Source organism: Nocardia sp. NPDC050710, assembly GCF_040654375.1.
GTDB lineage: Bacteria > Actinomycetota > Actinomycetes > Mycobacteriales > Mycobacteriaceae > Nocardia.
In genome coordinates this window covers 834,782-854,210 of the sequence record NZ_JBFAHV010000001.1, presented here as the reverse complement: position 1 = coordinate 854,210, position 19,429 = coordinate 834,782, and the positions used below count along the sequence as shown (strand labels likewise).

At 67.9% G+C, this 19,429-nt stretch carries 16 protein-coding genes; 8 read left to right on the top strand and 8 right to left on the bottom strand.

The features are described from left to right. Window positions 1-38 precede the first annotated feature (38 nt). From AB0H61_RS03970 to AB0H61_RS03960, 3 genes are all read left to right on the top strand, one after another. On the top strand, window positions 39-776 hold the full coding sequence (locus AB0H61_RS03970; protein ID WP_357298887.1) for an SDR family NAD(P)-dependent oxidoreductase: 738 nt from the start codon (window positions 39-41) through the stop codon (window positions 774-776). Further along, window positions 776-979, top strand: a complete 204-nt coding sequence (locus AB0H61_RS03965) for a 4-oxalocrotonate tautomerase family protein (protein WP_357298885.1) — start codon at window positions 776-778, stop codon at window positions 977-979. The genes AB0H61_RS03970 and AB0H61_RS03965 overlap by 1 nt, the downstream gene beginning before the upstream one ends. A 218-nt stretch (window positions 980-1,197) precedes the next feature. Continuing rightward, entirely contained in the window at window positions 1,198-2,574 is a 1,377-nt protein-coding gene (locus AB0H61_RS03960) for a cation:proton antiporter (RefSeq protein WP_357298882.1), read from the top strand. 88 nt (window positions 2,575-2,662) lie between these two features. Here AB0H61_RS03960 and speD read toward each other — a convergent pair whose 3' ends face one another. From speD to AB0H61_RS03940, 4 genes are all read right to left on the bottom strand, one after another. Next, a complete protein-coding gene (gene speD / locus AB0H61_RS03955; protein ID WP_357298880.1) occupies window positions 2,663-3,871 on the bottom strand; it encodes an adenosylmethionine decarboxylase in 1,209 nt (402 codons plus the stop codon). 8 nt (window positions 3,872-3,879) lie between these two features. After that, window positions 3,880-4,980 carry a type III PLP-dependent enzyme gene (locus tag AB0H61_RS03950; protein ID WP_357298878.1) on the bottom strand — a complete coding sequence of 367 codons (1,101 nt, stop codon included), beginning with the start codon at window positions 4,978-4,980 and terminating at the stop codon, window positions 3,880-3,882. Window positions 4,981-5,147: 167 nt separating this feature from the next. Next, the gene (locus AB0H61_RS03945) at window positions 5,148-7,646 is read right to left on the bottom strand and encodes a DUF3516 domain-containing protein (protein WP_357298876.1); all 2,499 of its coding nucleotides are present in this window, start codon (window positions 7,644-7,646) and stop codon (window positions 5,148-5,150) included. A 46-nt stretch (window positions 7,647-7,692) separates the two neighbouring features. Then, a complete protein-coding gene (locus tag AB0H61_RS03940) occupies window positions 7,693-8,634 on the bottom strand; it encodes a PAC2 family protein (protein WP_357298873.1) in 942 nt (313 codons plus the stop codon). Window positions 8,635-8,915: 281 nt separating this feature from the next. Here AB0H61_RS03940 and AB0H61_RS03935 point away from each other — a divergent pair, with 281 nt between their 5' ends. The 3 genes from AB0H61_RS03935 (at window position 8,916) to AB0H61_RS03925 (ending at window position 11,412) form a co-directional block, all read left to right on the top strand. Then, entirely contained in the window at window positions 8,916-9,629 is a 714-nt protein-coding gene (locus tag AB0H61_RS03935; RefSeq protein ID WP_357298870.1) for a sensor domain-containing protein, read from the top strand. Between the two features lie 135 nt (window positions 9,630-9,764). Beyond that, window positions 9,765-11,135 carry a DUF4192 domain-containing protein gene (locus AB0H61_RS03930; protein WP_357298868.1) on the top strand — a complete coding sequence of 457 codons (1,371 nt, stop codon included), beginning with the start codon at window positions 9,765-9,767 and terminating at the stop codon, window positions 11,133-11,135. Window position 11,136: 1 nt separating this feature from the next. Then, window positions 11,137-11,412, top strand: a complete 276-nt coding sequence (locus AB0H61_RS03925; RefSeq protein ID WP_357298866.1) for a hypothetical protein — start codon at window positions 11,137-11,139, stop codon at window positions 11,410-11,412. Between the two features lie 79 nt (window positions 11,413-11,491). Here AB0H61_RS03925 and AB0H61_RS03920 read toward each other — a convergent pair whose 3' ends face one another. From AB0H61_RS03920 to AB0H61_RS03910, 3 genes are all read right to left on the bottom strand, one after another. Then, window positions 11,492-12,160, bottom strand: a complete 669-nt coding sequence (locus AB0H61_RS03920) for a hypothetical protein (protein ID WP_357298863.1) — start codon at window positions 12,158-12,160, stop codon at window positions 11,492-11,494. A gap of 103 nt (window positions 12,161-12,263) precedes the next feature. Further along, window positions 12,264-13,244, bottom strand: coding sequence for a UDP-glucose 4-epimerase GalE (gene galE, locus AB0H61_RS03915; protein ID WP_357298861.1), 981 nt, complete (start codon window positions 13,242-13,244; stop codon window positions 12,264-12,266). A 1-nt stretch (window position 13,245) separates the two neighbouring features. Beyond that, entirely contained in the window at window positions 13,246-13,932 is a 687-nt protein-coding gene (locus AB0H61_RS03910; protein ID WP_357298858.1) for an iron dependent repressor, metal binding and dimerization domain protein, read from the bottom strand. A 230-nt stretch (window positions 13,933-14,162) separates the two neighbouring features. On the opposite strand from AB0H61_RS03910, the gene AB0H61_RS03905 reads away from it, so the two are divergent. Together AB0H61_RS03905 and AB0H61_RS03900 are read left to right on the top strand one after the other, a co-directional pair. After that, window positions 14,163-15,452: an acetoin utilization protein AcuC gene (locus AB0H61_RS03905; RefSeq protein ID WP_357298855.1), complete on the top strand. Its 1,290-nt coding sequence runs from the start codon at window positions 14,163-14,165 to the stop codon at window positions 15,450-15,452. Further along, the gene (locus AB0H61_RS03900; RefSeq protein WP_357298853.1) at window positions 15,445-18,207 is read left to right on the top strand and encodes a GNAT family N-acetyltransferase; all 2,763 of its coding nucleotides are present in this window, start codon (window positions 15,445-15,447) and stop codon (window positions 18,205-18,207) included. The genes AB0H61_RS03905 and AB0H61_RS03900 overlap by 8 nt, the downstream gene beginning before the upstream one ends. Window positions 18,208-18,394: 187 nt before the next feature. Here the strand turns inward: AB0H61_RS03900 and AB0H61_RS03895 are convergent, their stop codons facing one another. Next, a complete protein-coding gene (locus AB0H61_RS03895) occupies window positions 18,395-19,363 on the bottom strand; it encodes a sigma-70 family RNA polymerase sigma factor (protein ID WP_357298850.1) in 969 nt (322 codons plus the stop codon). Between the last annotated feature and the right edge of the window lie 66 nt (window positions 19,364-19,429).

Below are 19,429 nucleotides of genomic sequence, written 5' to 3'. Positions count from 1 at the left end.
AGACGACCGGTCGTATCTCAATAGGTTAAGGAGAAGTAATGTCAGCGAAGACGGTCATCGTGACCGGATCCTCCAGCGGGATCGGGCGCGATATCGCCAGAGCCTTCGTCGAACGCGGGGACGCGGTGGTACTGAACGGGCGTGACCCGGACAAGCTCGAGGCGGTGGCCGAGGAGCTCGCAGCGCCGGACCAGGTGGCCCAGGTGGTCGGCGACATCGGTTCGCCCGCAACGGGATCCGCGTTGGTGCGGGCGGCGGTCGAGCGGTTCGGCCGGGTCGACGTGCTGGTGAACAACGCGGGGATCTTCGGCGCCAAGCCGTTCGTCGAGGTCACCGAGGCGGACTTGAACAGCTACCTCGACGGCAACCTCAAGGGCACCTATTTCACCACCCAGGCGGTGGTGCGGCAGCTGCTGCAACAGGGCGGCGGCGGCAGCATCGTCAATATCGGCACTGTGCTGATCAACCACGCGCTCGCGGGACTGCCCGCCTCGGCGGCCCTGATCAGCAAGGGCGGTGTGCACGCGCTGACCACCAGCCTGGCTGCCGAGCTCGCGGGCGAGGGTATTCGGGTCAACGCCGTCGCACCCGGCATTATCCGCACCCCGCTACACGGCGACGGTGACGACATCGCGGCGGGCCGCCTCGCACTGCTCAACCGCATCGGCGAGGTTTCCGAAACCACCGCGGCCGTGCTGTATCTCGCGGACGCCGCATTCACCACCGGCCACATTTTCCCCGTCGACGGCGGGTTCATCGCAGGAAGGGCAGCGTAATGCCGTACGTCAATATCAAGGTCACCGACGAGGGCGTCACCCGAGAGCAGAAGTCCCAGTTGATCAAGGGCGTCACCGACTTGCTGTATGACGTTCTCGGCAAGGCGCCGGACAGCACCTTCGTGGTGATCGACGAGGTCGAGCTCACCAATTGGGGAGTGGGCGGCTTGAACGTCGAGGAGTGGCGCGCCCGCAAGTCTTGATGCGCCCGGCCATGGCGAGGGCGGCGGGTTGCGGGTGTCAGATGCGGCACCCGCAACCCGCCGCCCGTGGTCGGCAACCGAACCGCAAGCTTCTCGTAAGTGCGTGGCGGGACAGTGTAGATCGGGCGCGATCCCTCCCCCCGGGGTTGCGCTGCGGACAGTTCGAACGATCTACAGACGTCAGCACGCGACTCACTCGCGGGAGGGGAGCTTCGGACATGCCGACTCCATTGGAGATAACGACCCACTTCTTCCTCCAGGTCGCGGTGATTCTGCTTACTTACCGCCTGCTCTGGCCGCTGTTCCGGCGCCTGGCGCAGGTGCAGGTGGTGGCCATCATGGTCGCCGGGTTCCTGCTCGGGCCCTCGGTGCTGGGGTGGATCTGGCCACAAGCCCAGCAGTGGTTGTTCCCGACGCAGCTCACGGTGGGGGATACGAACGTCATGCATCCCAACCTGTCGGCGATCTACGTGGTCGGCCAACTGGGTCTGGTCCTGTATATGTTCCTGGTCGGCGCCGATTTCAAGCTCGACATTCTTTCCTCGCATCTGCGGAAGGCAGGCGCGACCTCGGTCGCCGGTGTCGGGGTTCCGCTGGTGCTCGGTGGTGCCGTCGGCTGGTGGATGGTGAGCCTGGGTGACTACTTCACCGGCAAGGTCGAGCCGTGGCAGGGCGCACTGTTCGTCGCCGCGGCGGTGGCGATCACCTCGTTCCCGATGCTGGCCTGGATCGTGATCGACTCGGGTTTACAGCACACCCGGCTCGGCACCATGGCGCTGGCGTGTGCGGCCGTCGACGACGCCTGCGCGTGGATTCTGCTGTCCGCCATGGTGGCCAGCACCCAAGGCAGCATGAACGGCGCATTCCTCGCGGTAGGCGGTGGTATCGGCTACGTGGTGTTCATGGCCGTCGTCGGGCGACGTTTGCTGGCCCGGCTGAACGAGTGGACACCGAAGCACGGCGACACCGAGAAGACGGGCGGCATCCCGGTCGCGCACCTGGTGGTGGTGCTGCTGGTCGTACTGCTCGGCAGCTGGTTCACCGATTGGTGTGGCATCTACTCGGTGTTCGGGGCCTTCGTCGTCGGTGCGGTGATGCCGCGCGGCGCACTGCTGGACACGATCAAACAGCGGCTCGAACCCATCGTCTCGTACCTGCTGTTGCCCGCATTCTTCATCTATTCGGGGCTCAACACCGAGCTCGGACTCGTCCTCGAACCGAGCGTGCTGCTGATGGCGGCGGTCATTCTGATCATCTCGTTCGCGGGCAAATTCGGTGCGATCGGGCTCGCGGCGCGCTGGCAGGGTATGAGCTGGCGGGAGGCCGGATCCCTCGGCGCACTGGCCAATGCCCGCGGGCTGATGGAGCTGATTCTGCTGAATATCGGTCTGACCGCCGGGTTGATCACCGCCGAGCTGTACACCATCCTGGCGCTGATGACGCTCGTCACCACCTTCGTGGCGAGTCCGGTGCAGCGGATCTTCGAGCGCGGCGCGTGGAAGGCCGGCATGGTCTTCGGTCCCGACGGCGAGCAGCCGAAAGACGCACCGAAGCCGCAGCAGGCTGCCGAGAGTGCGGGGTCACTCGCGCCCTGAATCGGACGGGACGTACCTACGAAACACGAAACGCATCGGTGCCCGGTGTGGAAACCCTTGGCGCCGATGCGTTTCGGTGTACTCGGTATTACCGCTGCGCGCGCAGCGCGTACGGTTCGATGGACCCGCGGATCAGGGCCCGCGCATCGATGGTCTCCGGCCGGTACGGCAGGGTGACCAGGCGATCGGTCATCCCGGGCACCGGATCGCCGATCTGCTCGTTCAGCCCGAACAGGAACGACCACTCGTGCTCGTCGCTGGTGTAGAGCACCACGGTGCCGAACTGCTCGTGGAAGCGCTGCCAGGACCGCTTGAGGGTTTCGTTGCGCCACATGGTCGCGCATCCGGCCTGGGCGCTGAGCACGCCACCGGGGGCGAGCAGTGCCTTACATCGGGACAGGAACTCCGACTCGTAGAGACGGTTGTGCTGTGCGTCCTCGACCCGCTCATCCGGCAGATCGATGACGATGACGTCGTAGCGGGTACCCGATTCCTGCGCCTTGGCGAGGAAGTCCCAGCCGTCGGCGTAGTGCACCGTGATCGGGCCCTCACCCCGCACGGCGGCGGCGAGCTCATCGCCGGTATAGCCATAGGGCAGGTGCTCGGCGCACAGCTCGACCTCGAGTTGATCGATATCGACGTGATCGACGTGGGTGGCCCCGGCCGCGACCGACATCTGGCTGGCCACGCCCTCGCCGGAACCGATGATCAGCACCCGATCCAGCTTCTCGGCCAGCACGAAGGCGGGGACCATCATCGCCTCGTGGTAGGTCAGCTGGGAGAACTCGGTGGACTGGCGGTCGTCGTCGGAGAACAGGCTGATGCCCTGCTCGCTCCGCGCGATCACCATGTGCTGGTACGGGGTGTTGGTGTCGACGATGACCTCGCCCAGATCCCAGATGCGGGTCAGGCCCGCGCCCACCGGTTCCTGGATCTTTTCGGCACCGTGTCCGCGCTGGATCACCTGCATGCGAACGTCCTTGGGGGACAGCTTGTCTCGCAGCAGTTCGACGGCCTTCGTGGCGCCCGCACCGATGCTGCCGCAGGTGAAGACGTCGACGAAGATGTCGCCGGACTCCGGATAAGTGTGAATCGAGGCGTGGGACTCCGACAACAGCGCGAGGACGGTCACCCCCTGCGGATCGAACTTTTTGTGCACGACATCGCAGATGGTGACGCCCGCCGCGATCAGAGACTCACGCAACGCCGATTCGAGTCGTTCGAGGTCGTCGCAAAGGGCCGCGTCGACACCACCGAACTCGGCCAGCACATGCCAGCCGGTGAATTCCGCCGTCATGGGCAAACTCACTCTCGCTCAGCGCCCGAGACATGAACGGTCAAGGGCGGAAAACCATTGAAGGACACCGACGAATAGCTCGCGGTATAGGCGCCGGTATCGAGGATCTGGATGCGATCACCGGCTCGCAACGTGGTCGGTAAGAGGACTCGCGTGCGTTGATACAGTACATCGTCGCCGTCGCAGGTCGGACCGGCGACCACCGCCTCGTCGACGGGATCGCCGTCGCGGTCGGTGACGAATCGATACGCGATGTACTCGTTCTCGGTCTCGGCCATGCCGTTGTAGCGGCCGATGTCGAGATACACCCAGCGCCGACCGTCCGGCGCGATGCGCACGCCGACGACTTCGGCGTGAATGGTGCCCGCATTGCCGACCAGTGCGCGGCCGGGTTCGATCACCAGACCGGCTGTCGCGGGCAGGAATTCGGCGGCGGCCGCGTTGACCACCGACGCGATGTCGCCGAGCGCGGGGGCGGCATCGGCGTAGGAGATGGGCAGGCCGCCGCCGATATTCACGGTCTGGACGGCAATGTCTTTGTCCGCCAACGCCTTCGAGATCTCGGCGGCCTGCTCGATGCCGATCTGCCAGGCCTCGGGGTCCAGCTGCTGCGAGCCGACGTGGAAGTACGGCCCGGCGACGATCAGCCCCAGATCACGGGCGCGCACCAGCAGCCGCAATGCCTCGGAGGGTGCGCAGCCGAATTTGGTGCCGAACGGGGTGCGCGACTGCGGCGCGGCGGACAGGAAGCGGCATTCGACCTCGGAGCCCGGCGCATGTTCTGCGATGCGCAGCAGGTCGTCCTCGGTGTCGAAGGCGTAGCGGCGCACGCCCAGCGCGTAGGCGCGGGCGATATCGGCGGCCTTCTTGATGGGATTGCCGTAGCAGAGGGTGGCGGGCGCGACGCCCAGATTCAGGCACTGGTCGATCTCGCCGATGCTGGCGACATCGAATTCGGCGCCCTCGGTCGCGAGCAGGCTGATGAGCTCGTCGACCGGACTTGCCTTGACCGCGAAGCGAATGCGGGCCGCCGGCATGGCGGCGGAGAGTGCGCGGTAATTCTCGCGAACTCTTCCAGGGTCGATGACAAGATACGGCGATTCGGGCATAGTTGATCTTTCGCGTCGGCGGCGGGGGAGAGAGTATCAGCGGCCGCTACCCAGATACGAATCCGTCAAACCTCGGATTCGCGGCCGGGGCGCCCACCGGCAGGTCAGCGGTCGGCAAGCGCCGCTGACCAGGGCGGATATGGGGGTTTGGCAGATTGCGGAGGTGCTCAGCCCGCAGTGACGGTGATCTCGTCGAAGACGACCTCGCCGGCCGCGTCGGACTCGGCCAGATCGACGGTCGCGTCGATGGACCACCCGTGGTCGCCCGCGGGGTCGTCGAGCACCTGGCGTACCTGCCAGAAACCGGGTCTTCGTTCGATCTGGAACAGTTGCGGTCCGCGGGCGTCGGGGCCGGTGCCGATCCGGTCGTACTCGGCGAAATAGGGCGCCAGCTCGGTCTCCCAGTCGGGCCCGGTGCTCAGTTCGCCGAGGGTGTCCCAGTGCCGCAGAGCCGCGAGCTCGACGCGGCGGAACATGGCATTGCGGACCATCACCCGGAAGGCGCGTTCGTTGGCGGAGATCGGGCGGATCGTCTCCGCACCGAACGCCAGCTGGTCGGCGTCGGTCTCCGCGCCAGGATTGGTGAGCTGCTCCCACTCGTCCAGCAAGCTCGAATCCACCTGGCGGACAAGCTCACCGAGCCACTCGGTGATGTCCTCGAGTTCCTCGGTGCGGGCGGATTCGGGCACGGTCCGGCGCAGTGCGCGGTAGGCGTCGGCCAGATAGCGCAGCACCACCCCCTCGGAGCGGGCCAACTCGTAGAACGAGATGAGCTCGGCGAAGGTCATCGAACGCTCGATCATGTCGCGCACCACCGACTTCGGCGACGGCGCGAATTCCGAGACCCACGGATGCCCGGCCCGGTAGGTCTCGAACGCGGGCTCGATCAGCTCCGCGAGCGGCTTGGGCCAGGTGACCTCTTCGAGCAGCTCCATCCGCTCGTCGTAGTCGATCCCATCGGCCTTCATCTCCTGGATCGCCGCACCGCGCGCCTTGTGCTGCTGGGCCATCAGCAGCTGGCGAGGATCCTCCAGGGTGGATTCGATGAGCGACACCACATCGAGGGTATAGCTCGGCGCGGCTTTGTCCAGCAGCTCGAAGGCCGCCAGCGCGAAGGGTGACAGCGGCTGGTCGAGGGCGAAATCCCGTTGCAGATCCACCGTCAGCCTGGCCCGGCGGCCCTGTGCGTCCGGTTCCGGAAGTTGTTGCACCACACCGGCGTCGCGCAGGGCGCGGTAGAGGCGGATGGCGCGCAGAATGTGTTTGCGCTGCGCCGGGCGCGGTTCGTGATTGTCCTCGAGCAGGTGACGCATGGCATCGAAGCAGTTGCCGGGGCGGGCGATCACGTTGAGCAGCATGGCGTTGGTGACATTGAAGCGGGACACCATCGGCTCGGGCTGAGCAGCGACGAGACGGTCGAAGGTCTCCTCGCTCCAGGAGACGAAACCCTCCGGCGGCTTGCGGCGCTGCACCTTGCGTTGCTTCTTCGGGTCGTCGCCCGCCTTGGCGAGCAGGCGGGTGTTCTCCACCTCGTGCTCGGGCGCCTGCACGACCACGGTGCCCATGGTGTCGAAACCCGCACGGCCCGCGCGACCGGCGATCTGATGGAACTCGCGCGCCTTGAGTCTGCGGGTGCGCACACCGTCGAATTTGGTCAGGCCGGTGAGCAGCACCGTGCGGATCGGCACATTGATACCGACGCCCAAAGTGTCGGTGCCGCAGACGACCTTCAGCAATCCGTCCTGCGCCAGCCGCTCCACGAGGCGGCGGTATTTCGGCAGCATGCCCGCGTGGTGCACGCCGATGCCGTGCCGGATCAACCGGGACAGCGTCTTTCCGAAGCCCGACGCGAAACGGAATTCGCCGAGTGCGGCGGCGATGGCGTCCTTCTCGGCGCGAGTGGCGAAATTCACGCTGGTCAGTGCCTGCGCGCGCTCCAGCGCGGCGGCCTGGGTGAAATGCACGACATAGACGGGGGCCTGGTGGGTGGTGACCAGTTCCTCGAGTGTTTCGGTAATGGGGGTGCGGGCGTAGGAGAAGTGCAGCGGCACCGGACGTTCGGTCCCCGCGACGATCGCGGCCGGGCTTCCGGTGCGACGTTCCAGATCCTTGGCGAAGAAGTCGACCTCGCCGAGAGTGGCCGACATGAGCAGGAACTGGACGCGGGGCAGTTCCAGCAGCGGAACCTGCCAAGCCCAGCCGCGATCCAGGTCGGCGTAGAAGTGGAATTCGTCCATGACGACCTGGCCGACCTCGGCGGCCGCGCCCTCGCGCAGTGCCAGATTCGCCAGGATCTCGGCCGTGGCGCAGATGATCGGTGCGTCTGCGTTGACCGCGGCATCACCGGTGACCATGCCGACCTTATCGGCGCCGAATACCTCGCACAGAGCGAAGAATTTCTCGCTGACCAGGGCCTTGATCGGGGCGGTGTAGTAGGTTCGCTGCCCGCGGGTCAGGGCGAACAGATGTGCGCCGACAGCGACCAGAGATTTGCCGGAACCCGTCGGGGTGGCCAGGATGACATTGGATCCGGAAGCCAGCTCGAGAATCGCCTCGTCCTGCGCGGGATATAGCGGGGTGCCCTGTTCGGCCGCCCAGGCACCGAATGATTCGTACAGTGCGTCGGCGTCGGTCCCCGGTATCTCCAGCAGTTCGGTCAGATCCACTCCGACCACCCTACGTGCCCGGGATCATGACCCGAGCAGCGCATTGTCAGCCCTTGGGGCCGCCGTCGCCGTCCCAGCCGCCCTGTTCGGCGAGGAAGCGCTCGAATTCGGCGCCCAATTCGTCGCCGCTGGGCAGTTCGCCGTCGCTGGCGAGCAGGCTGGACTGCTGTTCCTGGGCGGTGACGAAGCTGTCGTACTGGCGTTCCAGCGCGTGCACGACCGTCTCGACCTCGGAATTGCCCGCGATGTGCTCGTTCACCTGTTCGCGCACCCGGGCGGCGGCGTCACCCAACGCGGCCAGCGGAATCTCCAATCCGGCATTGTCGGCGACATTTTCGAGCAGCGTCTGCGCGGCCTCCGGATACGCGGTTTGGGCCAGATAGTGCGGCACATGCACCGAGAAGCCGACCGATTCATGCCCGTGCTGGGCCATCCGGAACTCCAGCAGCGAGGAGGCGCTGCCCGGCACCTGTAGCTCACCGGGCCACCGCTGGTGATCGGAGATCAGATCGCGATCCGAGGAGTGCGCGGTCACCCCGAGCGGGCGGGTGTGCGGAATCGCCATCGGAATCGCGCTCAGCCCGATACTGCGGCGCACGCCGAGCTGTTCGGCCAGCAGCCGCACCGCGGTGGTGAACTTCTCCCAGCGCAGATCCGGTTCGATGCCCGCCAGCAGCAGGAACGGGGTGCCCGCGGTATCGCGCAGCGCCCAGAGATTCAGCTCCGGCTCGGCATAGTCCGCGAAGTGATCGGTCTTGAACGTCATGAGCGGGCGCCGGGAGCGATAGTCCAGCAGCTCGTCGACATCGAACGAGGCGACTAGTTCGCTTTCGAGGCTCTCGCGCAGGTGCGTGGTGGCCAGGCGGACCGCATGGCCCGCATCGGTGAAACCTTCCAGTCCGTGCACAAGGACCGGACCCGAGCCATCATCGGACGACAGCTGCGGAGCGGGGAACTCCAGTTCGTACATTCGCGACTCGTGGTCCATCGCGTACTCCTTCCTGCGCGGTCCGCCACCTGCGAGCCGGATGCAGTGCGAGACCTCCATGTCCCGGCACCCGATGTGCGCCGCGCGCGGGAACCATCTCCATTGTCCCCCATGGCGGTGGCAGCCACCGCGCACGGTGCGACACCGACCTATATGTCCAGCCAACAGCGGCAAACCCGCGAGCATTCCCGCCCTGCGCAATTCGCGTTCCGCACGGCTCGGACGGGGTGGTCGGCGTGGCATCGTGGGCGGGCCACCGTGAGTTTGGCACAGTGGACGGTGTGACTGTGACTGTGCCGGTGTCGAGGCGGGGGCCGGGTATCGCCGTGTCCGGACTCGCGGCCGGTGCGGTGCTGCTCGCCGGTTGCGGGGGCGCCGTCACCGGGCGGCCGGTCGCGGCCGAGCAGACCGTCGTCAGCCGGCACATCGACGCCCAGCTCGGCAGTCTGCTGCCGGACCCGTCGCAGTTCCCGGGGAAATATCCCGCGGTGGTGCTGCCCGCGGAAGCGGCCGCTCAGGCCGCGGGCGATCTGAACGGGATCGCCAGAGGAGCCACGGTGCAGCCGGATGGCTGTGTGCCGCCTCAGCAGAGCTTCGGACCCGATCAGACCGCGATCGTGGTCGGCACCGATAACGACACCCGGGCCACGATGACGGTGGAGCTGACCCGCACCCGCCAGCCGCTGTCGGCGCTGCGCACTCAGCTGAAGCGCTGCGGCGAACTGCGGGTGAACCGAGCCGGGGCGACGACCACCGTGCGCACCGAGCTGCAAGCGCCACCGCCGGTAGAGGCCGACGACACTCTCGCGCTACGGCGCACCGTGGCACCCGATAGCGGTGGTGCGGGACTGACGCAGTCCATGCAGACGCTGACCGGGCAGGTGGGAGATGTGCGAATCACGGTGACGTACATGATATTCAGCGATGGGCAAGCCGATACGGCCTCATTGGACGAGTTGTTCACCACCGCCGTGCAGAAGGTGCGGAAAGGGTAGACCGGCACCGGAGATCGCGGTCGAGATACGTGGCGGCGGGGCGGAGTTATCCCCAGCTCGGCGGTTATCCCCAGGTTCGGCGAATGCCCAGGTCGATGGTGCGGTCGGTGCGGCCGCCCGGCGCAGGCTCAGGACATGACTACTCCGACCGAACCTTCCGATACCGGGTTCGTACCCGAGGCCGAACCGACCGCGCCGCACGACGGCGGACCGACCGCCGGATGCGATGACCTACCCGCCAGGTATTGCGCCCCGAAACGAGTTCTTCCTTCGTCCCGGATCGGTGACATACCCGATGCCGGTCACGCCGGTGGTGGGGCTCCGCGAATACGCGCGGCGGGGGCTGGTCGCCACGGGGTGTGTAGCGAGCCGACGCCGTGGTACCGGGGCGGGGAGTGGGCGCGGCCGCTGCGGGTGGACGATCCGGGGGAGTTGATCGCGGCCATGCCCGCGATGGTCGGATTCCCTCCAGAACGGTCCCTGGTCATCGCGGTACTGGCGGACGGGGTGGCGGCGGGGGCGAGCCCGATGATCGAGGCGGTGGTGCGGTTCGACCTGGATCCCTCCGGCAAGCGGCGCGGGGCGGCGACGATGTTCGCGACATGTATCGCGCAGATCTGCACCGCCGAGGAGGCGCGGGAGGTGCTGGCGGTGATCGTCGACGATCGGATGCGAGAGCCCGCACCGCACGAAAGCCGGACGCGACGGGCCGGTGGCGAACCATCGCTCGGTGCGCTGGTGACGGCGCTCCACAGGCGATTGGCCCGGCGAGGGATCGAACTCGGCGGGGCCTGGGCGGTGCGCGCGATCGAGGCCGAACAACGGTGGTGGAGCCTGTTCGATCCGGAACACCGTGGGACCGTACCGGATCCGACGGCATCGTCGGTGGCGCTCGCGCACGTCCTCGACGGACGTCCGATCCGCCGGTCCCGCTCGGAGCTGACCGCGCTGGTCGCCGCGGACCCGGCGATATGCGCGGAGGTTGCGGCACAACTCGACAGCGCGCTCGCGGCGGCCCGGGACCGCTTCACCCGGGCGGTCCGTCACGGTGACCTGGACGGCTACCGCCGTGGCGCCCTCGAACATGTCCTCTGGCAGATCGCGAATGCCGAATCCGGTAGTTGTCTCGATGCCTGGGAAATCGCGGAACTCGTTGCGGCCCTGCGCGATCGAGACGTCCGTGACACCATGTTCGCCCTCGCTGTCGGCGATCATGCCGCCGCCGCGGAACGCCTCTGGGTCGCCATGGTCCGCGCGCTGTCCGGTCCCGACCGTGCCGACATCGCCGCGCTCCTGGGCTACAGCGCCTATGTTCGTGGTGACGGCCCCTTCGCGGGCATCGCCCTCGATGCCGCCCTCACCGCCGACCCCGCCAACCCCATGGCCATCCTCCTCGAAACCTCGCTCCGCGCGGGCATGCGCCCGGAATCCCTGCGCCGTCTCGCCCGCAGCGGCTACGCCACCGCGTCCTACCTCGGCATTGATCTCGGCCCGGTGGTGCGGTGAATTGTGCTGTGGGACAACATGCGTCGGCCTCGGCCGCGCCGCGGGCCGCTTCTCCCTCACCGCCCAGGTGGAGCAGCCGCCCTATCGCTATGTCACGGTGGAGGGCTCGGTGACCGCCATCGAGCCGGCCACCCTCGAGACCGTGCGTCCCATCGCCGTTCGCTACCTCGGTGAACAGGAAGGCGCGGTCTTCGCCGAACAGAACACCGGCGAGCAGTCGATCCTCATCCGCATGCGCCCGGAACGCTGGCTGAGCACGGACTATTCGAAGCAGTAGGGGACGGGTGCCCGCGCAATCCGACGTGGGCGGTGCGGCAGGCGTGGGGTTGTGTCGGTGGATATGGTCCGGCGGGGAGCTAGCGCGGGCCGGATCGTGGTGCCAGGACCGCGGGGTCGATGAAGGATGGATCGCGGGGGATATCCGTGCGATACGGCTCGTCGGAGTCCCAATCCCACGACTCCTCTTCCTCGCCCAGTCGCTCGACCATGGTGAAGAAGCGGTCTTCGATCGGTCGTAGCACGGCGATCGCCTCGGTCAGATTGGTCGCGCCGATGAACCGCGCCTCCTCCTTACCCACCGACAGCACGGCCAGCCATCCGTTCCAGTCGGGCTCCCCGAGGGCGGCACTGGTCTCGGCCCAGAACAGCACCGGATCCGTGGTCGGTTCGGTCTTGAACGGCGCGGCGGCGGCGAACATCAGCAGCGCCGTATGCACGCTCGATTCCACATAGCCGAGGTGGAACAGGTACGCCTCCAGCGCGCCCTCCCGGTACAGCACCACACCGATGGTGGGCTCCCCGGTGCAGGCGTCCTCGGTGCGCCGGGCGAGGAACTCCCGTGGCGTCACGCCGACGGCGGCGGTCGCCCAGGCCGTGCCCGCCCGACGGCCGTCCCAGAACCAGCCGTCGAACATGGCGTCGGGATCGGAGATGACGTCCGGGTTCGGGGCGGGTGTGTCGAGCCACTGCTCGAAGCCTTCGCGTGTCATCGGGATCCTGGTAGCCAGCATGAAGCTGTCGGTCACGGCTGTCTCCTCACCTGAATACCTGGTCTCGACCACGAACGCGTAACTGCCGCAACGGCCGTCACCGTGGCGGCAGTTCTCGTCCGGTCTGCGAAAGCCCTGCTTATCGTGCGCTGTGCGCGCGAGAACCCAACGACCGCAGGAAGGTCCATGCATCGCTGACGATCTCGTCGAGATCGTTGTGCTCTGGATGCCAGCCCAGGTCGGCGATGGCGCGGGCACTGGAGGCGATCAGGACGGCCGGGTCGCCGGGGCGGCGGGGCGCGTCCTGGGCCGCGATGGGCAGGCCGGTCACGCGTTCGCAGGCCGAAATCACCTCGCGCACCGAGAAACCGGTGCCGCTGCCGAGGTTGTAGATGCGATGCAGGCCGGGTTCGGCGGTGGCGAGGGCCAGCAGATGCGCTTGGGCGAGGTCGCGAATATGGATGTAGTCGCGGACCGCGGTGCCGTCGGGGGTGGGCCAGTCGGTGCCGAAGACCGAGATGGCCTTGCGGTGGCCGAGCGCGACCTGGAGCACCAGCGGGATGAGATGGGTTTCCACCACCCGGTTTTCGCCGAGTCCGCCGTAGGCGCCCGCGACATTGAAGTACCGCAGGCTGGTGGCGGCCAATCCGTGCGCGATCGCGTAAGAGGTGATGGCGTGGTCGATGGCGAGCTTCGACGCGCCGTAGGGGTTGGTCGGCCGGGTCGGGGCGTCCTCGGTGATCGGCACCTGCTCCGGTTCGCCGTAGACGGCGGCGGTCGAGGAGAACACCAGCCGCGGCGTACCCGTGTGACGCATCGCCTCGAGCAGTTCGAAGGTCTTCACGACATTGCCGTGCCAGTATTTCTCCGGCTGCTGCACCGATTCCCCGACCAGCGACTGCGCCGCGAAATGCAGGACACCGTCGAAGGTTTCGGCGCGCAGCAGGGCCGTCGCGGCCGTCGCGATATCGCCCTCGACGAACCGGGCGTCCGCCGGGACGCCGTCGGCATTGCCGGTGCTCAGATCGTCGACGACGACGACCTCGTGGCCGTCCTCCAACAGCACCTGCGCGCAGACGCCGCCGACATAGCCCGCACCACCCGTGACCAGAAGTTTCACGTCAGACCAGCTTGACCTGGACGGCGTGGGCCATCTCGTCCGACAGCTCGAAACCATTGTGTCCGGGCACGGTGATGACCACCGAACCGGGCTTGGTCTCGACCGTCACGCGCGCATCCGGCACCACGCCGGCTTCGCGCAGCTGTCCGATGACCTCGGGGTCGGTCTGGATGTGCTCGGCGAGCCGCCGCACCACCACCGCGTGCACCTGGCCGTGCGGCAGATCGGACAGGCGCACCAGGGTCTCCTCGGCGGCGGTGGGCGGCGCGATGCCGAGCTCGTCCAGACCGGGGATGGGGTTGCCGTACGGGGAGGTGGTGGGGTGGTTGAGCACCTCGACGAGCCGGCGTTCGACGTCCTCGCTCATGACATGCTCCCAGCGGCAGGCCTCCGCGTGCACGTTCTGCCAGTCCAGCCCGATGATGTCGACGAGCAGCCGCTCGGCGAGGCGGTGCTTGCGCATGACCGCGACCGCCATGCTGCGACCCTTCTCGGTCAGCTCTAGATGACGGTCACCGGCGACCAGCAGCAAACCGTCGCGCTCCATCCGAGCGACGGTCTGGCTCACCGTCGGGCCGCTCTGCTCGAGGCGCTCGGCGATCCGCGCGCGCAGGGGCACCACGCCCTCCTCCTCGAGGTCGTAGATGGTACGGAGATACATCTCCGTGGTGTCGACCAGATCCTTCACCTGTTACCCCTTCGTCGGCACGAATTCTACCCACGCACGACGGCACCACCCTGTGCCGGATCGTCTCGCGTCGCGCGAGCACCGCCAGTCGCGTGTCCGCCGTACCCGATCTCGCGCCCGCCGTGGGAATCTTCTCGGCGCACGGCTGGCCGCCGTGTTCGCACTTGCTCTATTTCTACTGCATACGAACGCTCCACGGGGCCGGTAGCTTCCCGCGTACCGTTGCGATCATGGCCACTGCACCCCGCGGCGAACCTCAGGCACCGCTCGAGACCGCTGAGACGCCACGCCCGGTGGTATCGGGCCCGGGAACCGTTGTCTGGACGGACCGTTTCCTGGACTACGCCTGGACGCCCCAGCACCCGATGAAACCGGCGCGCCTGAAGTTCACCATGGCGCTCGCCGAAAGTCTCGGATTGCTCGACGGTGTCGAGCGATTGACGCCGGAGCCCGCGGGCACCGCCGATCTGCTGCGGATCCACACATCGGACTACATCGAGGCCGTCGAGCACGCGATCCAACCGCCGGGCGAGCCGCAGGCCCCGCCGTATGGCCTGGGGTCGCCGGACAATCCGGTCTTCCCGAGGATGCACCAGGCGGCCTCGGTGATCGTCGGCGGCACCCTGGCCGCGGCCCGCGCGATCGCCGAGGGCCGGACCCGGCGCGCGGTCAGCATCGGCGGCGGTATGCACCACGCGATGCCGAATTCGGCCTCGGGCTTCTGTATCTACAACGATGCGGCGGTGGCCATCTCCTGGCTACTCGACCACGGCTTCGACCGCATCGCCTACCTCGATGTCGACGTGCATCACGGTGACGGGGTGCAGCGGGCGTTCTACGGCGATCCCCGGGTGCTCACCGTCTCGATCCATCAGCATCCGGCGACATTGTGGCCGAATACCGGTTGGCCGGAGGAGACCGGCGCCGGCGCGGCCGAGGGCACCGCCATCAATCTGGCGGTCCTGCCCGGCATCCGAGATGCCCAGTGGCTGCGCGGCTTCCACGCCGTGGTACCCGGCGCGCTGGCGGCGTTCCGGCCGCAGATCGTGGTCAGTCAGTGCGGGGTCGATACCCATCGCGAGGATCCGCTGGCCGATCTGGAACTCACCGTGGACGGCCAGCGCGCGGCGTTCCTCGCCATGCGCGAGCTGGCCGACCGCTACGCCGAAGGACGCTGGCTGGCCGTCGGCGGCGGCGGGTACGGCCTGGTCCGGGTGGTGCCGCGGGCCTGGACGCATCTGCTGGCCGCCGCACTGGACCGCCGCATCGCCCCGGATACCGCGGTGCCACAGGATTGGATCGATCTGGTGCGTGCGGCGGCGCCCGCCGTCGACCCGCCCCGCACCATGGGTGACGGTGGCGACATCGCCTACCGGGCCTGGGACGGACCGGGCGGAACGGGGGAGACTGGGGACGCGCGCGTGGACCGCGCGCAACGCGCTATCGATACGGCCGTATTGGCCACGCGCCGAGCCACCTTCGGGCTGCTCGGCCTGGATCCGGAGGACCCCCGTGACTGAACCCGCCCCCGGCCCGGATACGCCCGGCACCCCGGTGGTGCCGCCGCCACCGCCGCAACATTGGTTCGCCGATGTGCTGGCCGCCGACGGTGGCGTGGTGCGGTTGCGGCCCATCACCCCGGACGACGCGGACCGGCTGCAGGAATTCCACGCTGCGCTGTCCGACCGGACCAGATATCTGCGCTATTTCGGCCCGTATCCGCGCATTTCGCCCAAGGACCTGTACCGCTCCACCCACGTCGACCACCACGACCGGGTCGGACTGCTGCTGGTACTCGGCGAAGCGATCATCGCGGTCGGCCGGTACGAGCTGCTGCGGGATCGTCCCGGTCCGCGGGCGGCGGAGGTCGCCTTCGTCGTCGCCGACGAGCATCAGGGACGTGGGCTGGGCTCGATCCTGCTCGAGCATTTGGCCGGGGCGGCCGCCGAGAACAAGATCGAGACGTTCGTCGCCGAGGTGCTCGCCGAGAACAATGTGATGGTTACCGTCTTCCGGGACGCGGGCTATCAGGTCGAGCGCAGCCGCGACGGTTCGGTGCTGCACCTGGAATTCGCCATCGATCCGACCGAAGCGCTGCTGTCGGTACGGGATTCGCGCGAACGCGCGTCCGAGGCACGCAGTGTCGGCAATCTGCTCGCGCCCGGTTCGGTCGCGGTTATCGGCGCCACACCGCGCACCGGGCGGGTCGGCGGCGTGGTCTTGGCGAACCTGCTGGCGGGAGTGTTCCAGGGGCCGGTATTTCCGGTGAACCCGAATCGGAAGTCGGTGCGCGGGGTGCGCGCGTATCCGACGGTGCGCGATATCCCGGACGAGGTGGATCTCGCGGTGGTCGCCGTGCCCGCCGAGGCGATCGGGTCGGTCCTCGACGACTGCATGGCCAAGGGCGTCAAGGGTTTGGTCGTGCTGACCGCGGGTTTCGGGGAGACCGGCGCCGACGGCCTCGCCGCCGAAGCCGAGTTGGTCGCCGCCGCGCGCGGGCACGGAATGCGGGTGGTCGGCCCGAGCGCGCTCGGAATCGCCAACACCGATGCGACGGTCTCGTTGAACGCGACGCTGGCCTCGATGCTGCCGGGGCGCGGTCGCATCGGATTCTTCTGCCAGTCCGGGCCGTTGGGCGCGGCCATTCTCGGTGAGGCGGCGGCGCGCAATCTGGGTCTGTCGACCTTCGTGTCGGCGGGCAACCGCGCCGATGTTTCCGGCAACGATCTGCTGCAGTACTGGGACACCGACTCGGCCACCGATGTGATCCTGCTCTACCTGGAGAGCTTCGGTAATCCACGCAAATTCTCGCGGATAGCCCGACGGGTGGCGCGCACCAAACCCATCGTCGCGGTGAGTAGCGGCAGGCTCGGGGCGCGCGCCCAGCCAACCGGCGATATGGATCGGTCGATCGTGCGTGATCTGTTCGGGCAGGCGGGAATCGTTCAGGTCGACTCGATTTCGGAGCTGTTCGACTGCGCGGCGCTGCTGGGTTATCAGCCGCTGCCCGCCGGTCCGAGAGTGGCCGTGGTCGGCAATAGCGCGGCGTTGAACTGGCTGGCCGTCGACGCGGCGCGCGGGGAGGGGCTGGAGGTCAGGCGTCCCGCGGCGCTACCGCTCGGGAGCGCGCGACGCCCCACCGAGCGTGCGGTGGACGAGCATCCGGTCGGTGAGCCGGTGGATCTGGGGCCGGATGCGACGCCGGGGGCATATCTGGACGCGCTGGTCGCCGCGCTCCGTTCGGACGAAATCGACGCGGTGCTGGTGGTCTTCGCACCCCCGGTACCGCTGCCGATGGCCGGATTCGCCGACGCCATCCGCGAGGCGGCGCTGGCCGTACCCGACTCCGGCAAACCCATCCTCACCACTTTTGTTGCCGAACAAGGCATTCCGAACCTCCTCGCGATGCGTGGTCCTGCCGGTACCGCGGTGCGCGGCTCGATCCCGTCCTATCCGGACCCCGAGCGGGCCGCGCGGGCGTTGGCCAGGGTGCGCCGGTACGCGGAATGGCGGACCAAACCGGTGTCGACGGTGGTGCGCCCGGCGGGCATCGATGCCGACCGTGCCAAGCGGTTGATCGACACCTGGATGGGTGGCTCCGACGGCCGCTGGCTCACCGATCTGGAAGCGGTGGAACTGCTGGACTGCTACGGCATCCCGGTGGTCGAATTCCGCGAGGTCCGCAGTGCCGACGAGGCGGTCGCGGCGGCCGAGGAACTCGGCTACCCGGTGGCGGCCAAGGCGACCGGCGAAATGTGGCGGCGCAGACCGGATCTCAGCGGTGTGCGGCTGGATCTGTGGCGTCCGGAGGCGGTGCGCCAGGCCTACGCGCATCTGGTCGAGCTGTGTGGCGACCCCGCCGTGCATATCCAGAAGATGGCCAGCCCCGGCGTCGGCTGTGTGCTCCGCGTACAGGACGATCCGTCCTTCGGCTCGGTCATCGAATTCGGCTTGTCCGGCATGATCATCGAACTGCTCGGTGACCGCGCCTACCGTGCGCTCCCGCTCACCGCCGACGAGGCGACCGCTCTGATCGATGCCCCGCGCGCGGCCCCCCTGCTTTCCGGCACCCCGGCCAGCCCGCGCGTGGACAAGGCGGCCCTCGCCGAACTCGCCCAGCGCGTCTCGGCGCTGTTCGACGATCTGCCAGAGATGCGCGAGCTGTTCTTCGATCCGGTCCTCGCCTCCCCGAACGCGGCGGCGATCCTCTATGCCCGAGCCCGTATCGGACCCGAGCCGAGCCGATTCGACGGCGGTCCACGTCGCTTGGGCTGAACCGCTCCGCCGAGGAGGACAAGAGTTCGCCGACCGGTTCGCGCGAAACCCGGAGGGGACGGGTGCGCGGACACCGGTCGGCGCTTCGATGGTGACCTATTACGGGCCACCGAGCCGGACGCTGGACCGGCCTCGGAGCGGTCCGGCGTCGTGGTTGTGCCGGATTACCGGCACGAATGTGGGGTGACTAGCTGGCGTAGGCCCGCAGGCGATCGGCCCGCTCACCCTTGCGCAGCTTGGCCATGACCTCGCGCTCGATCTGGCGGACCCGCTCACGGGACAGGCCGAAGAGCTTGCCGATCTGGTCCAGGGTGCGCGGCTGGCCGTCGTCCAGGCCGAAGCGCAACCGGATGACCTGCTGTTCGCGCTCGTCCAGGGTGGCGAGCACGCTGCGGACGTCGTGGTGCAGCAGGCCGGCGATCACGGCGGATTCGGCGGAGGTGGCCTCGGAATCCTCGATGAAGTCGCCCAGCGGGGCCTCTTCGTCGTTGCCGACCGGCATATCCAGGCTCACCGGGTCGCGGCTGTGGTCGAGCAGATCGGAGATCTTGTCGACCGGGATGCCCGACTCGTTGGCGAGTTCTTCGTCGGTGGCCTCCCGACCGAGCTGCTGGTGCAGTTCACGCTTGATCCGAGCCAGCTTGTTGACCTGTTCGACGAGGTGGACGGGCAGCCGGATGGTGCGGCTCTGATCGGCCATGCCGCGGGTGATGGCCTGGCGGATCCACCAGGTGGCATAGGTGGAGAACTTGAAGCCCTTGGCGTAGTCGAACTTCTCCATGGCCCTGATCAGGCCCAGATTGCCTTCCTGGATCAGGTCCAGCAGCGGCATGCCGCGGCCGGTGTAGCGCTTGGCTAGCGAGACAACGAGGCGGAGGTTGGCTTCGAGCAGATGCGAGCGCGCGGACTGACCTTCGCGGACGACGAGGGCCAGATCGCGCTTGCGGGTGGCCGACAGTCGCTTGCCGGTCTCCAGCAGATGCTGCGCATAGAGGCCCGCCTCGATGCGCTTGGCCAGCTCGACCTCATCGGCGGCCGTGAGCAGTGCGGTACGGCCGATCCCGTTCAGGTACACACGTACCAGGTCGGCGGCAGGGCTCTGGGCGTCGAGGTCCGAATCGCTGGTGCGCACACGAGTGGTGGCGGGGCTTGTCATGACTTGCCTCCTGTCGGTGGTGTCTCATTCCGAACAACGGACCCGACCTAGAGAAAGTTCCCGCTC

What these genes read in the sequence shown, in the direction of transcription:
- AB0H61_RS03970 (WP_357298887.1), top strand. Translation starts at nt 39, where the DNA reads ATGTCAGCGAAGACGGTCATCGTGACCGGATCCTCCAGCGGGATCGGG.
- AB0H61_RS03965 (WP_357298885.1), top strand. Translation starts at nt 776, where the DNA reads ATGCCGTACGTCAATATCAAGGTCACCGACGAGGGCGTCACCCGAGAG.
- AB0H61_RS03960 (WP_357298882.1), top strand. Translation starts at nt 1,198, where the DNA reads ATGCCGACTCCATTGGAGATAACGACCCACTTCTTCCTCCAGGTCGCG.
- speD (WP_357298880.1), bottom strand. Translation starts at nt 3,871, where the DNA reads ATGACGGCGGAATTCACCGGCTGGCATGTGCTGGCCGAGTTCGGTGGT.
- AB0H61_RS03950 (WP_357298878.1), bottom strand. Translation starts at nt 4,980, where the DNA reads ATGCCCGAATCGCCGTATCTTGTCATCGACCCTGGAAGAGTTCGCGAG.
- AB0H61_RS03940 (WP_357298873.1), bottom strand. Translation starts at nt 8,634, where the DNA reads ATGGACCACGAGTCGCGAATGTACGAACTGGAGTTCCCCGCTCCGCAG.
- AB0H61_RS03930 (WP_357298868.1), top strand. Translation starts at nt 9,765, where the DNA reads ATGACTACTCCGACCGAACCTTCCGATACCGGGTTCGTACCCGAGGCC.
- AB0H61_RS03905 (WP_357298855.1), top strand. Translation starts at nt 14,163, where the DNA reads ATGGCCACTGCACCCCGCGGCGAACCTCAGGCACCGCTCGAGACCGCT.
- AB0H61_RS03895 (WP_357298850.1), bottom strand. Translation starts at nt 19,363, where the DNA reads ATGACAAGCCCCGCCACCACTCGTGTGCGCACCAGCGATTCGGACCTC.